This is a genomic window from Ensifer adhaerens (assembly GCF_002940685.1).
Lineage (GTDB): Bacteria > Pseudomonadota > Alphaproteobacteria > Rhizobiales > Rhizobiaceae > Ensifer > Ensifer adhaerens_E.
In genome coordinates this window covers 195,345-208,828 of sequence record NZ_PNFP01000007.1, presented here as the reverse complement: position 1 = coordinate 208,828, position 13,484 = coordinate 195,345, and the positions used below count along the sequence as shown (strand labels likewise).

The following is a 13,484-nucleotide window of genomic DNA, read 5'->3' as shown; positions in this document are numbered from 1 at the left end:
GAGACCACCGCGGACGAATATTTTCCTATGCCAATAAACACCACAGAAAGCATAGACTACCGTTCGGGACCTTGGCGGATTGAGCGTTGCAATCCCAGGCATTGTCGGCCACTCTGAGCGCGGCCCGCCAGAAACACCTGTCTTCATCTTGGTTGCGATGCCGCTCGACCCGATCCGTCTGGGGGCTGACGGCGCGGGTTCGCCCGGCAAATGTTCGGGGACACCATGTCGATCTACGTTCTTGCGCTTCTGATTGGAGTGGTTGCCGGCCTGCGGGCCATGACCGCTCCTGCCGCCGTCAGCATTGGCGCCGCTGCGGGCTGGCTGCCACTGGCTGGCACCTGGGCAGCCTTCATGGGCTTTCGCTTCACGCCCTACATCTTCGGCCTGCTGGCGCTGGTCGAATTCGTAACCGACCAGCTTCCGAGCACGCCGAGCCGCAAGGTGCCGCAGCAGTTCGGCGCCCGCATCGTTTCGGGCGGATTCTGCGGCGCCGTGCTTGGGACCGCCGGAGGTGCTATGCTCGGCGGTTTGATCGCCGGCGTGATCGGCGCCGTCATCGGCACGCTTGGCGGCTATGAAGCGCGCAAACGCCTCGTCGCGGCCATCGGCGGAAAGGATCTGCCGATTGCGCTTCTCGAGGACGTGGTTGCCGTTCTCCTCGCACTCTGGGTGGTGTCCTCGGTGTCATGAAAGAACATTTCGACGCAATCATCATCGGGGCCGGTCAGGCCGGCCCGTCGCTTGCCGGCCGGCTGACGGCGGCGGGAAAGACCGTCGCCCTCATCGAGCGCAAGCATTTCGGCGGCACATGCGTCAACACTGGCTGCATGCCGACCAAGGCGATGGTCGCAAGCGCCTATGCCGCGCATCTGGCGCGCCGAGGTGCTGACTACGGTGTGACGACCGGCCCCGTCACCATCGACTTCGCCCGCGTCATGGCCCGCAAGGACACGGTGCGGCTCACATCGCGCGGAAATGTCGAGAGTTGGCTGAAGAGCATGAAGAATTGCAGGGTTTTCGAGGGCCATGCGCGCTTCGAAAGCCCGCATGAGATCCGCGTCGGCGACCATCTGCTATCGACCGACCAGATTTTCCTGAATGTCGGCGGACGTGCCGCGACACCGGAATTTCCTGGGGTCGAAGACGTGCCCTATCTCACCAATGTCTCGATCATGGATCTCGACACCCTGCCCCGACATCTGATCGTCGTCGGCGGCAGCTATATCGGGCTCGAATTCGCGCAGATGTTCCGCCGCTTCGGCTCGGAGGTGACGGTCATCGAGAAAGGCCCGCGGCTGATCGGCCGGGAGGATGCGGACGTTTCAGACGCCATTCTCGCGATCCTGGAGAAGGAAGGCATAAAGTTCCGGCTGAATGCCGAATGCATCCGTTTCGCCAGGCGCGGCGACGATGTCGTCGCCGGGGTCGACTGCACGGCAGGCGCACCCGAGATCGTCGGCTCCCACCTGCTGCTGGCAACCGGCCGCCGGCCGAACACCGATGACCTTGATCTCGGCCGCGCCGGCGTGACGACTGATGCGCGCGGCTATGTCGAAGTCGATGAAACGCTCAGGACCAACGTGTCGCACATCTACGCCATGGGCGATTGCAATGGCCGGGGCGCCTTCACCCACACGGCCTACAACGACTTCGAGATCATAGCGGCGAACCTACTCGATGGTGGAAACAGAAAGGTGAGCGATCGTATTTCGACGTACGGTCTCTTCATCGATCCCCCGCTCGGCCGCGCCGGCATGACGGAAACCGAGGCGCGCAAGTCGGGGCGCAAGCTGCTGATTGGTACGAGACCGATGAGCCGCGTCGGGCGCGCCGTCGAAAAAGGCGAAACCGAGGGCTTCATGAAAGTGATCGTCGACGCCGACAGCAAGGAGATCCTCGGCGCCTCGATCCTCGGCACCGGCGGCGACGAGGCGGTGCAGAGCATTCTCGACGTGATGTATGCCGGCAGGCCTTACACGACGATCACCCACGCGGTTCATATCCACCCGACCGTGGCCGAGCTGATCCCGACGGTCTTCGGCGACCTTCACCCGGCCACCTGAGCGGCCGGGCGTTTGATCCCGCGTGCTTAAACGAGCGCCGCGCGTGCGAGTTGGTAGAAATAGGTCGCGCCGCGCTCAAGGATGTCGTCGTTGAAGTCGTAGCGGGTGGTGTGCAGGCCGCTGCTGTCGCCATTGCCGATCAGCACATAGGCGCCCGGCACTTTTTCCAGCAGGAAGGAAAAGTCTTCGCTGCCCATCAGCGGTTCGGGCAATTCGACATAGGCGTCGGCACCGAAGGTCTCGGCGATCACCGCGCGCGCATCCTCGACCGCCTCGGCATCGTTGATCGTCGCGGGATAGCCGACCTGCCAGTCGAAGCTGGCTTCGGCGTTGTAGCTTTCCGCCTGCAGGCGCGCGATCTGCTCGACGCGGTCCCGCAACTGCCTGCGAACGGTCGGATCCATCGCGCGCATGCTGATTTCCAGAACCGCCGTATCGGGAATGATGTTGGAGGCGGAGCCCGACTGGAACGCGCCGACGGTGAGAACAGACGGCTGGTGCGGCGAAATGTTGCGCGACACCAACGTCTGCAGCGCCATCACCACGCTTGAGCCGACAACCACCGGATCGACCGTCAGTTCCGGCTGGGCGCCATGCCCGCCCTTGCCCCGGATCGTCAGTGTCAAAACGTCGATCGAGGCGGCCATGGCACCGGCCCGGCTGGAGAACTGGCCGACCGGAAGGCCCGGCCAGTTGTGGAGTGCATAGACGCGTTCGCAGGGGAAGCGCTCGAACAGGCCGTCCTCGATCATCAACTGGCCGCCGCCAAAATTCTCCTCGGCCGGCTGGAAGATCAGATGCACCGTGCCGTTGAAACTCTCGTCCTTCGACAGCGCCCAGGCGGCACCGAGCAGCATGCTGGTGTGGCCGTCATGACCGCAGGCATGCATCGCGCCCGGGTGCTTGCTCTGATAGGCAAGACCGGTTTCCTCCTGCATCGGCAGCGCGTCCATGTCGGCGCGAAAGCCGATGGCGCGGTTGCTGTTGCCGCGCTTCAGCGTCGCGACGATGCCGGTTTTCGCCAGGCCGCGCGTGACCTCGAAACCCCAGGACTGCAGCAGCCCCGCGACATAGTCCGAGGTCTTTACTTCGGAAAGGCCGATCTCGGGCATCGCGTGCAGCGTGTGACGGATCTCGACGAGTTCAGGCAAGAAATCGGAAAAACTGGCGTCGCGCATTTCGGCCTCCTCAAGCCATCTGCAGGAACTGGCGCAGGCGCGCCGATTGCGGGTCACGCATCATCTGTTTCGGTGCGCCGCGCTCTTCGACGAGACCCTTGTGCAGGAAGATCACCTCGCTGGAGATATCACGGGCGAGTGACATTTCGTGGGTGACCATCACCATGGTGCGGCCCTCCTCGGCGAGCTTCTTGATGACGAGCAGAACCTCGTTGACGAGCTCCGGATCAAGCGCCGATGTCGGCTCGTCGAAGAGCATGACTTCGGGCTTCATCGCCAGCGCCCGGGCGATCGCCGCGCGCTGCTGCTGGCCGCCCGAGAGTTGGTTGGGGTAATGATCGCGCTTGGGTGTGATGCCGACCTTTTCCATCAGCAGTTCGGCCTCGCCGATCGCGTCCTTGCGGGTCATGCCGAGCACGTGGATCGGCCCCTCGATGATGTTTTCGAGGATGGTCTTGTGGGACCAGAGATTGAAGCTCTGGAACACCATGCCGAGGCGGGTGCGGATATGTTCGAGCTGTCGCTTGTCGGCGGCATGAAACTTGCCGTCCTTGCCCTTGACGGTGCGGATCACCTCGCCAGAGACAGAGATCTGGCCCTCGTCGGGCGTCTCCAGGTAGTTGATGCAGCGGAGCAACGTGCTCTTGCCGGAGCCGCTGCTGCCGATCAGCGAGATGACGTCGCCGGACTTCGCCTCGAACGAGACGCCTTTCAGCACCTCGACGGATCCGAAGCTCTTGTGAATGTTGTTCACGGAAAGCGCTGTTGCAGCCATGTCCGTTTCTCCTCCCTATGCCTTCGCCGTGCGGTAGCGGGTGAGCCGCTTCTCCACCACGCCCATGACGCGCGTCAGGATGAAGACGACGGTGAAATAGATGATGCCGGCGGCAATCAGCGGTTCGAAGATCAGAAGCGATTGGCGCTGCAGCATGCGGGCGGTGCCCATGACCTCGAGGATCGTGATCGTCGAAGCGAGCGATGTCGTCTTCAACAGGATGATCAGGTCGCCGGTCAAAACCGGCAGGCAGGAGCGGAACGCCTGCGGCAGGGTGATGCGACGAAGGATCATCGACGAGCGCATGCCTATCGACTTTGCCGCCTCGATCTGGCCGCGCGGGATCGCCTTGATCGCACCGCGGATGACCTCGGCATTGTAGGACGCCTGGTTGAGGCTGAGCGCAAAGATCGCATACCAGAGGCCATCGCGCAGATAGGGCCAGAGGAAGCTGTGGCGCACCCAGGTGCCGGGCAGGATCTGCCCGAGGCCGTAGTAGATCAGGTAGATCTGCACCAGAAGCGGCGTGCCGCGGAAGGCGAAGGTGAAGACGTAGGCCGGAACCGAGAGGATACGCCGGCCGGAAAGCCGGGCGAGCGCCACGAGCGTGCCGATGACGAGACCGAAGACGCCGGCGACGGCGGTCAGAAGCAGCGTGAGCGGTGTCGCCTTGATCAGCGCCGGCAGGAAGCCGACGACGTTGGAGATCGTTTCCATCAGTTGTGCCCCCGATTGAGGCGGCGCTCGATCTGGGCGATCACCAGGACGGAAACGAGCGTGATCGCCAGGAACAGGATGGCCGTCAGCCCGTAGAAGAAGATGTATTGCTTGGTGCCGGCTGCGGCCCGATAGCCCGTGTAAAGCAGCTCGCTGAACGAGCCGAGTACGCTGATGATGGCGCTTTCCTTGGTGATCGACAGCCAGAGATTGCCCATGCCGGGCACGGCGTGGCGCATCATCTGCGGGAAGATGATGCGGGTGAAAATCTTCTGCCGGTTCATGCCGATCGAGACTGCCGCCTCGATCTGGCCCGGTGGCACAGAGAGGAAAGCCGAGCGCAGAACCTCGGTCATGAAGGCGCCTGAGACGAAGGCGAGCGCGATGATCGCCGCCCAGAACGAGCTGAACTGGAAGGTCTCGGCGACGAGGCCGAAGTGCTTCAACAGTCGCTCGGCACCGCTCGCAACCGAGAAATAGAGAAGCAGGATGACCAGCAGCTCAGGCAACGAGCGCACGACCGTCGTGTAGATATCGGCAAGGAAACGCGGGACCCGATGCTTCGACAGTTTGCCGGCAGCCCCGAGAAAACCGAAGAGAACCGCAACCGCATAGGCGACCACGGAAACCTGCAGGGTCATCAGCAGGCCCCAGGCGAAATCGTCGCCCCAGCCCTCGCCGCCCCAGGCAAGCAATTGCCAGTAATAGTCCATCCGTCGTTACCTGTTCCCGATTGTCTCGTCAGCCCCGGCGCCGCTAGCCCTCAGGCCGGCATATCACTTTCACGGATGCTGCAAAGGTGCCCCGGCGCTGCGGCCGGTTTGGCGAACGAGGGCGGCGGCGACCCAATGAGCCGGACGCCGCCCTTCAAGAGCGGTTTACTTCTTGCCGAAGATCCACTTGTCGACGAGCTTCTGCGTCGTGCCGTCCTTTTCGAGGGCGGCAAGACCGGCATTGACCTTTTCAAGGGTCGCCGCGTCGCCCTTGCGCACGGCATAGGCAACGCCTTCGCCGAGCGTGACGTTCTTCGGCACTTCAACCTTGACCTCATAGTCGGCACCCTCAGGTGTCTTCAGGAAGGTCTGGATGTAGAGGTCCGGGATCAGCACATAGTCGACGCGGCCGGCGATGAGGTCGGCGACCGAGTTGTCGGCGGTGTCGTAGCTCTTGGCTTCGGCGCCCGTCAGATACTTGGCGACATAAGCCGACTGCACGCTGGACGTCTGGACGCCGATGATCTTGCCCTCGACGCTTGCCGGATCGATGATCGTGCCGGAACCGTCCGCGGCATCGACCGTCTTGATCTCGCTCGTGTCACCCTTGGAGCCGACGAAGGACGTGCCTTCGGTGTAGTAGGGCGTCGAGAAGTCGACGACCTGACGACGCTCGTCGGTGATCGAGAAGGCGCCGATAATGAAATCGACCTTGTTCTCCTTCAGCGACGGGATCAGACCGTCCCAGGCCATCTGGTTGATGTCGCACTTGACGGCCATCTTTTCGCAGAGCGCGCGGGAGAGATCGGCTTCAAGGCCTTCCCATTCGCCGCCGGCGTTCACCTGGGTGAAGGGCATGTAGGGCTCCGGCGTCATGCCGAGGCGCAGCATGTCCTCGGCAAATACGCTGCCAGCAGCCATGGAAAGGGCGATCCCTGCGAACAGGGCGGTCTTCAACGTCTTCATAATGTTTCCTCCTCGGGGATTGCGTCGGATCAGAGCGTGTTGCTGAACCAGCGCAGCGACATGCAGGACAGGCCTGCGTCGATCTTGCCGATCTCCGTCGTCTTCATCGGCACGACCTTGTAGCCGAGCTTGTCGAGCATCTCGATCGTGCGCGGGAAGTCGGAACCGACCATGACGACGTCGTTGACGCGCAGCGCATTGGCCGCCGGCTCTTCACCTTCGGGAATGATCACCTGCTTGAAGCGCTCGAAAGCACCGGACTTGGCAAGGCGTGCGGTCGAAAGCACGGTCTCGTCGTCGAGCAGCGAGCAATCGGTCTTGAAGTGCAGAACACCTTCCGGCGTCGCGACGATCTCGCTCTTGCGGCCGAGCTTGGTGAGGCAGGCCTGAAGGGCTTCTGCGCCGACCTTGTTGGTGCGTGCCGAAAGGCCGATCATCACGCTTTCGCGGGTGGTCAGCACGTCGCCGCCATCGGCAAAGCCGGTGCCCGGAAGATCGAGAACGGTTTCGAACATAGCGCGCAGCGTCGGCTCGATCTCAGGCGTTTCCTTGACGCGGGTCTCTGCACCCGGACGCAGAAGGATTGCGCCTTCGGTAAAGACCAGCGCCGGATCTTCGACGAAGATCGAATCCGGGAAGGCTTCGAGCGCCGGCAGCACCGTCACCTTCACGCCCGCGTCCTTCATCGCCGCGATATAGGCATCGTGTTCGGCCTTCACACCTTCGAAGGTGGGGTTGCCGCGGTCATCAGCGCGAAGGCCGTTGACGACCGACTGCGACGGCGTGCGGACGATGATGTTGTTGAACTGGTAGACGGGGCGTGACTGCGACATTTGTAGTACCTTTGGCTTGGATGAGGTGCTTCTATCGATCGGACATGGCGGCGTAAAGCGGTTGCTTGTTCACGTTTTCCCGACGGGACAAGTGAACCCCGGCGAGCATGCAGCGCACGGAACCGCCGGCAAGCTCAATGGTCGGAACGTCGAAGGCGAGGACGCGGGCGGAGGTTTCGAGCGCCTTGATCTGGTCCAGGCGGAGCGAGGCGAGCGCACGGGCCGACATGACCACGACACGGCCGTCGGCACCATCGAGCTCGATGGCATTGCCGGCGAAATTTTCGATCTGGTCGAGGGTCAGATCAACCACCTGGCGACCGGTCTCCTCCAGCCGCGCGCAGATTTCGCGGCGACGGGCTTCATCCGGGATCATGCTCGTGCCGATCAGCGCAAACTCAGTGCCGATGCACATCAGGACGTTGGTGTGATAAATCGAATTGCCCTGGCGATCGACGGCGCCGAAGATCATCGGCTCGAAGTTGAAGTGGGTGCAGAACCGTTCGAGCGCCACTTCGTTGGTGCGGTTGGAACGCGCGGCATAGGCGACGCGGCCGATATGGTCGAGCACCATGGCGCCGGTGCCTTCGAGATAGACGCCGTCCTTTTCGAGGCCGGAATAGTCGATCACGTCCTGGACGCGGTACTCGGCCTTCAGCATCTCGATGATGTCGGAGCGACGCTCGCTCTGGCGGCTTTCCGAATACATCGGATAGATCGCGACATGGCCGCCCGAATGGGTCGAGAACCAGTTGTTCGGGAAGACCGAGTCCGGACGGGTCGTCGTCTCGTCCTCGAAGAGATGGACGGCAACCCCGGCATCAGCCAAGCCATCCGCCATGCGGCTGACCTCGTCGTAGGCGGCTCTTGCGATCGCCGACGGCTGGCGTGCGGCGTCTGTTGCCTGGAAGGCGTTGTCCTCGGCCGTCATCGGGTTCGGGCCGAAATGGTGCGGGCGGATCATCACGACGCCCTTCGGCGCCTGTACGGACAGTCTCTTCATGTTATGCAGCGCTCCGCTCGACGGGGCTCGTCGGCTGCTGCCGGAACAGGCCGTAGAGATCGCGCGGATGCTCCGGCTGCGTCGTAAGATCCAGCTCGGTGTAGAAGGCGGTGCCCTGGATCTTGTCGCGCAGGAAGCGCAGCGCCGAGAAGTCCTCGGTCGCAAACCCGACGGAATCGAAGATGGTGATCTGGCCATTGCTGCGACGGCCTTCGGCCTCGCCGGCGATGACCTGCCAGAGTTCGGTCACCGGGAAGTCCGGCGCCATCTGCTGGATCTCGCCCTCGATACGGGTCTGCTCCGGATATTCGACGAAGACGTCGGCGCGACGCAGGATATCGCCCTGCAGCTCGGTCTTGCCGGGGCAATCGCCGCCGACGGCGTTGATGTGAACGCCGGCGCCGACCATGTTGTCGGAGAGGATCGTGGCATTGCGCTTGTCGGCCGTGACGGTCGTGATGATGTCAGCGCCGGCTACGGCCTCTTCGGCCGTCGCGGCGACGACGATCTCGAAATCCATGTCGGCGAGGTTGTTGCAGAACTTGTCGGCAGCTTCCGCGTCGATATCGAAGACCTGCAGGCGCTTGACGCCGAGAAGGGCGCGGAAGGCGAGCGCCTGGAATTCCGACTGGGCGCCGAGACCGATGATCGCCATCGAGCGGGCGTCAGGGCGGGCCAGGTACTTTGCCGCAAGCGCCGAGGTGGCGGCCGTGCGCAGACCCGTCATGATCGTCATTTCCGAAACCAGGCACGGATAGCCCGTGCTGACATCGGAGAGCACGCCGAAGGCGGTCACCGTCTGCAGGCCGACATTCGGGTTCTTCGGATGACCGTTGACGTATTTGAAGCCGTAATGCTCGCCGTCGGAGGTCGGCATCAGCTCGATGACACCGGTCTTTGAGTGGCTCGCAAGCCGCGGGGTTTTCTCGAATGCGTTCCACCGGCGGAAATCGTCTTCGATATATTCCGCAAGACCCACAAGGAACGTCTCAATGCCGATCGATTTGACCAGCTCAATTACGTTGCCGACACCGACATACTGAACCACGTTTAATACTCCATCGGAGAAATTCGATGAAGTCAGCCTAGGCAAGCAAGAAGTGAGTTGAAATTTTAAACTTGCGCAAAATTGCGAGACATATTGAGCAATTTGCACAATCGTAATATACACCTTTCATGCATATCTTCGATGACCTCGATCACCAACTCATCTCGCTCCTGCGAGAAGACGGCCGCGCGCCCTACTCCAAGATCGCGGCGGTGCTCGGCATATCGAGGGCTACAGTTCAGACACGCATCGACCGGCTGCTCGAAAGCGGTGCTGTGCTCGGCTTCACGCTGCGCGTGCGGCAGGATTATGACGATCGCGCCATCCGTGCGATTATGATGATCGAGGTCAGCGGCCGCAACACCACCAAGGTGATCAAATACCTGCGTGGCCTGCCCGAGCTTTACGCGCTGCACACGACAAACGGCGGCTGGGACCTGGTTGCCGAAATCCGCGCCAACAGCCTGAGCGATTTCGACCGCATCCTGCGCGAAGTGCGCGACGTCGACGGCGTGTCGAACAGCGAAACGAGCATCCTGCTCAGCACCGTCTGATTTCCCACCATCACAAGCGCGCCAGTCGCGCACCATGCAAAGACAGGCAAGACCGTGAGCCACATTCCCCAGATCGACTACGCCACCGCATCAGAAGAAGTCCGTGCCGCCCACGACGAGGAGGTGCGCGTGCGCGGACGCATGACCAACATGAAGCGCACGCTTCTGCATTCGCCGGTTGCCCACAGGATCTACGCGGAATGGTTCACGCTGCGTGAGGAGCTGCGCCCGGCACTCAACGACCGGGAGATCTGGTTCCTGTCGCACGCGATCTCCGAGGCCATGCGGTCGCCGATCGCCATGGGCTTCTTCCGCCGCGCCTTTGCCAACGCCGGCATCGATTTCCATACCGTCGCGCCCACGGAAGACGAACAGCGTCTGATCGCCTTCGGCCGCGCGATCGTCGCCGACAGCAATGCCGTTCCGGGCGAGATCTGGACCGGCCTGAAGGCGCGCTACGACGCCAAGGCGCTGGTCGACCTCGTCGCCTTCGCCGGCATCATGGTGGCGACCGCCCTCTTCAACAACGTCGTCGAGGTCGAGTTCGACAAGGAACTCGAAGCCTATGTCGACTGAGTGACTGACGTGGGTCGCCGCCTCTTCGGGCGTTCGCAGAAACACGAGACCTGAAAGATAAGATCTTGATCAGACCCGCAACGCCAGACGACGTATCCAGCCTCGCCGCGATCAGCCTGGAAGTCTGGCTCAACACTTACATCCGCGACGGCGTCAATGCGTTCTTTGCCGACTATGCGCTGGCCGAGTTCACCGCCGCACGCTTCAGGGACATTCTGGCTCGGGACACCGAAAGCATCTGGGTTTCCGAAAACAAGGTCGGCATCGATGGCTTTCTGCGGATGTCCTCGAATTCGCCGGCCCCGACCGATCCTTCTTCGGATCTGGAGATTGCCACTCTCTATGTCCAACCGCACCACCATGGCCGCGGCGTCGGCAAGAGGCTGCTTGAAACCGGTCTTCAATTCTGCCGGGATACCGGCCGGACGAGCACATGGCTGGCAGTGAACGCCGAGAACGAAAGGGCCACGGCCTTCTACCTTGCAAACGGCTTTGAAACGGTCGGGCAAACCCATTTCAGGATCGGCGACCAGGCATACCTGAACCACGTCCTTCGGCTTCGCCTGGATCGCTCGGCGATCGACCAGGCGCGGTAGCCGCCTGAAGCGACCGTTCACGGCCACGGTCTTGACGTCCGGCAATTGCGTGTATATACACACAAAATGTCTCGTTGTTACTGTGCCCTCTTACGCAAAGCCACCCGGAGAGTGACGTCGGTCTACGACGACGCGCTGCAGCCGATTGGCCTCAACCTTGCCCAGTTCAGTTTGCTTCGCCACATCGCGCGCGATGAACCGATCTCGATGACCGAGCTTGCCCGCAAGATCGAACTCGAGCGCTCGACGGTCAGCCGCAACGTCAAGGTGCTGGAGGGAATGGGGCTGGCGGCAGTCGGCGGCGGTAAGGATCAGAGGGAGGCAATCGTCGGGCTTACGGAAAACGGCCATCGGATTCTCATCGACGGCGCCCCGCTTTGGCAGGGCGCACAAGACAAGATCGAGGCGCGCTTGGGGACCGACGCCACCGCCCAACTGGAGGATCTGCTGCTGGCGCTTTAGCGCACTGAATCTGGAGCATCACTCCGCCTCCAGTAAGGTCACCTGAAAGCCGAATGCTCCAAGCAAAGCTGCTTGCCAGGAAACACCTGTCAAAAACGATCTGAACTCGCGAGACGCGCTCTGCAAGCCCGCGCGGCGCTTTCGCACACCCAAAACATGGACGAAAGGAAATCGACGATGCTCGGTCCGGCGCTTGCGCGTTACCTTGCCAGACGCAACATCCATTACGGCTGGGCTGTCGCCGCCGTCACTTTCCTGGTCATGCTGTCGACCGCCGGGGCCATGGGCTCGGCCGGCGTGCTGATCAAGCCGCTTGAAACCGAATTCGGCTGGTCGAACGCCGAGATCTCCGTTGCACTGGCGATCCGGCTCTGCCTCTTCGGGTTGCTTGGCCCGTTTGCGGCTTCGTTCATGAACCACTTCGGCGTGCGCCAGGTCGTTTCGACAGCGCTCGTGCTGATCGTCGCCGGTATCGCCGCCTCCTTCTATATGACCGAGCTCTGGCATCTCGTCGCAATCTGGGGCGTGGTGCTCGGCGTCGGCACCGGCATGACGGCGCTGGTGCTCGGCGCCACGGTCGCGACACGCTGGTTCGACAAGCGGCGCGGGCTCGTCGTCGGGCTGATGACCGCCAGCAACGCCACCGGCCAGCTGGTCTTCCTGCCGCTGCTCGCCTCCCTCACCGAAACGATCGGCTGGCGCTCGGCGCTGACGCTGATCATCGTCATCCTCCTGGCAGCCTTCACGCTGGTCCTGCTCTTCATGCAGGATCGCCCTGGCGACCTCGGGCTTGCGCCCTTCGGCTCGAAGCAGATGGTCCCGGCACCGCCGAAGGCAAAGAGCTTCGGCGCCCTGTTGATGGCACCGATCCGGGCACTTTCGGATGCGGCCAGGACCAACACCTTCTGGGTGCTGTTCGCCACCTTCTTCGTCTGCGGCTTCAGTACCAACGGCCTGATCCAGACCCACTGGGTTTCGATCTGCGGGGACGTGGGCATTGCCCCCGTCGCTGCCGCCAGCCTGTTGGCGCTGATCGGCGTGTTCGATCTCATCGGAACGGTGGGGTCCGGCTGGCTGTCGGACCGCTACGACAATCGCTGGCTGCTCTTCTGGTTCTATGGCCTGCGTGGCCTCTCGTTGATGTTCCTGCCGTTCAGCGGCTTCAACATCTACACACTGTCGATCTTCGCGATCTTCTATGGCCTGGATTGGGTCGCAACGGTACCGCCGACCGTGAAGCTCTCGGCCGAACGCTTCGGTCCGGAACGGGCAGCGCTGGTCTTCGGCTGGGTTTTCACCGGGCATCAACTGGGCGCCGCCAGTGCGACCTTCCTCGCCGGCGCAAGCCGGACGTCGCTCGAAACCTATACGCCCGCGTTGATCGCCGCCGGCATGCTCTGCATCGTCGCGGCCCTCTTGGTGCTGACCGTCGGTCGGCGCCAGCCGGAATCCCTGGCGCCGCAGCCGGCCTGAGCCGATCTCGACCGTTGTATCGAAAAGGGCGGGCTGCCAATGGCAGCCCGCCCTTTTGTCTTGGACCCAGAGACCACCGAGAATCAGTGAGCGAACTCGGTCACGAATTCGGGATTGCCGCGGATCGTATTGCTGACGGTGCAGATCTCGTTTTCGGCCGCTTCCGCAATCGCATGGCGGACGGCGTCGTCGAAATCGCCCTTGATGTCGAAGACGATGTTGAACTTGGCCACGCGCGACGGCTCGTCATGGGCCTTCTCGCCGGTCACCTTGGCGCTCACTTCCGTCAGCTTATCGAGCACACCGTAACGACTGGCGGCGATGCGGGCGCTGAGCACCAGGCAGCTTGCGAGCGACGCATAGAGCAGATCGAGCGGGCCGTAGCCGGCCTGAGACGGACCGGTGACGATATCGAGCTCCCCGCCGGTCACCGAGGTCACGTGCGGAAAGCCCGTCCTGCCGACGACGGCCGTCGCACCGGTTTCCCGCGTTCTCACCTTCACATCCGCCATATCGTAAACCTT

At 62.5% G+C, this 13,484-nt stretch carries 16 protein-coding genes; 7 read left to right on the top strand and 9 right to left on the bottom strand.

Annotated features, from left to right (window positions below; genetic code table 11):
* Window positions 1-225 precede the first annotated feature (225 nt).
* Together C1A35_RS15815 and C1A35_RS15810 are read left to right on the top strand one after the other, a co-directional pair.
* A complete protein-coding gene (locus C1A35_RS15815; protein ID WP_104665240.1) occupies window positions 226-693 on the top strand; it encodes a DUF4126 domain-containing protein in 468 nt (155 codons plus the stop codon).
* Window positions 690-2,066: an FAD-containing oxidoreductase gene (locus tag C1A35_RS15810; RefSeq protein ID WP_104665239.1), complete on the top strand. Its 1,377-nt coding sequence runs from the start codon at window positions 690-692 to the stop codon at window positions 2,064-2,066. The genes C1A35_RS15815 and C1A35_RS15810 overlap by 4 nt, the downstream gene beginning before the upstream one ends.
* Before the next feature lie 26 nt (window positions 2,067-2,092).
* Here the strand turns inward: C1A35_RS15810 and C1A35_RS15805 are convergent, their stop codons facing one another.
* The 8 genes from C1A35_RS15805 to C1A35_RS15770 form a co-directional block, all read right to left on the bottom strand.
* A complete protein-coding gene (locus tag C1A35_RS15805) occupies window positions 2,093-3,244 on the bottom strand; it encodes a M20 aminoacylase family protein (RefSeq protein ID WP_104665238.1) in 1,152 nt (383 codons plus the stop codon).
* A 10-nt stretch (window positions 3,245-3,254) separates the two neighbouring features.
* Complete coding sequence (locus tag C1A35_RS15800) at window positions 3,255-4,019, bottom strand: ABC transporter ATP-binding protein (protein ID WP_104665237.1); 765 nt, start codon at window positions 4,017-4,019, stop codon at window positions 3,255-3,257.
* A 15-nt stretch (window positions 4,020-4,034) separates the two neighbouring features.
* Window positions 4,035-4,736, bottom strand: coding sequence for an ABC transporter permease (locus C1A35_RS15795; protein WP_104665236.1), 702 nt, complete (start codon window positions 4,734-4,736; stop codon window positions 4,035-4,037).
* Window positions 4,736-5,449, bottom strand: a complete 714-nt coding sequence (locus C1A35_RS15790) for an ABC transporter permease (protein ID WP_104665235.1) — start codon at window positions 5,447-5,449, stop codon at window positions 4,736-4,738. Before C1A35_RS15790 ends, C1A35_RS15795 begins: the two co-directional genes overlap by 1 nt.
* Before the next feature lie 165 nt (window positions 5,450-5,614).
* Window positions 5,615-6,415 carry a transporter substrate-binding domain-containing protein gene (locus C1A35_RS15785; protein ID WP_104665234.1) on the bottom strand — a complete coding sequence of 267 codons (801 nt, stop codon included), beginning with the start codon at window positions 6,413-6,415 and terminating at the stop codon, window positions 5,615-5,617.
* A gap of 29 nt (window positions 6,416-6,444) precedes the next feature.
* Complete coding sequence (locus C1A35_RS15780; protein WP_104665233.1) at window positions 6,445-7,248, bottom strand: dimethylarginine dimethylaminohydrolase family protein; 804 nt, start codon at window positions 7,246-7,248, stop codon at window positions 6,445-6,447.
* 31 nt (window positions 7,249-7,279) lie between these two features.
* Window positions 7,280-8,251 carry a citrulline utilization hydrolase CtlX gene (ctlX, locus tag C1A35_RS15775; RefSeq protein WP_104665232.1) on the bottom strand — a complete coding sequence of 324 codons (972 nt, stop codon included), beginning with the start codon at window positions 8,249-8,251 and terminating at the stop codon, window positions 7,280-7,282.
* A gap of 1 nt (window position 8,252) precedes the next feature.
* On the bottom strand, window positions 8,253-9,335 hold the full coding sequence (locus tag C1A35_RS15770; RefSeq protein ID WP_199772955.1) for an ornithine cyclodeaminase: 1,083 nt from the start codon (window positions 9,333-9,335) through the stop codon (window positions 8,253-8,255).
* A gap of 92 nt (window positions 9,336-9,427) precedes the next feature.
* Here C1A35_RS15770 and C1A35_RS15765 point away from each other — a divergent pair, with 92 nt between their 5' ends.
* From C1A35_RS15765 to C1A35_RS15745, 5 genes are all read left to right on the top strand, one after another.
* The gene (locus C1A35_RS15765) at window positions 9,428-9,853 is read left to right on the top strand and encodes an Lrp/AsnC family transcriptional regulator (RefSeq protein ID WP_043613515.1); all 426 of its coding nucleotides are present in this window, start codon (window positions 9,428-9,430) and stop codon (window positions 9,851-9,853) included.
* A gap of 54 nt (window positions 9,854-9,907) precedes the next feature.
* Window positions 9,908-10,429 (top strand): hypothetical protein, encoded by a 522-nt coding sequence (locus C1A35_RS15760; RefSeq protein ID WP_104665230.1) that lies wholly within the window; start codon window positions 9,908-9,910, stop codon window positions 10,427-10,429.
* Window positions 10,430-10,494: 65 nt separating this feature from the next.
* Entirely contained in the window at window positions 10,495-11,025 is a 531-nt protein-coding gene (locus C1A35_RS15755) for a GNAT family N-acetyltransferase (protein WP_104665229.1), read from the top strand.
* 66 nt (window positions 11,026-11,091) lie between these two features.
* The gene (locus C1A35_RS15750) at window positions 11,092-11,487 is read left to right on the top strand and encodes a MarR family winged helix-turn-helix transcriptional regulator (protein WP_104665228.1); all 396 of its coding nucleotides are present in this window, start codon (window positions 11,092-11,094) and stop codon (window positions 11,485-11,487) included.
* 177 nt (window positions 11,488-11,664) lie between these two features.
* Entirely contained in the window at window positions 11,665-12,960 is a 1,296-nt protein-coding gene (locus C1A35_RS15745; RefSeq protein WP_104665227.1) for an MFS transporter, read from the top strand.
* A gap of 83 nt (window positions 12,961-13,043) precedes the next feature.
* Here C1A35_RS15745 and C1A35_RS15740 read toward each other — a convergent pair whose 3' ends face one another.
* Window positions 13,044-13,472 (bottom strand): OsmC family protein, encoded by a 429-nt coding sequence (locus tag C1A35_RS15740; RefSeq protein ID WP_104665226.1) that lies wholly within the window; start codon window positions 13,470-13,472, stop codon window positions 13,044-13,046.
* Between the last annotated feature and the right edge of the window lie 12 nt (window positions 13,473-13,484).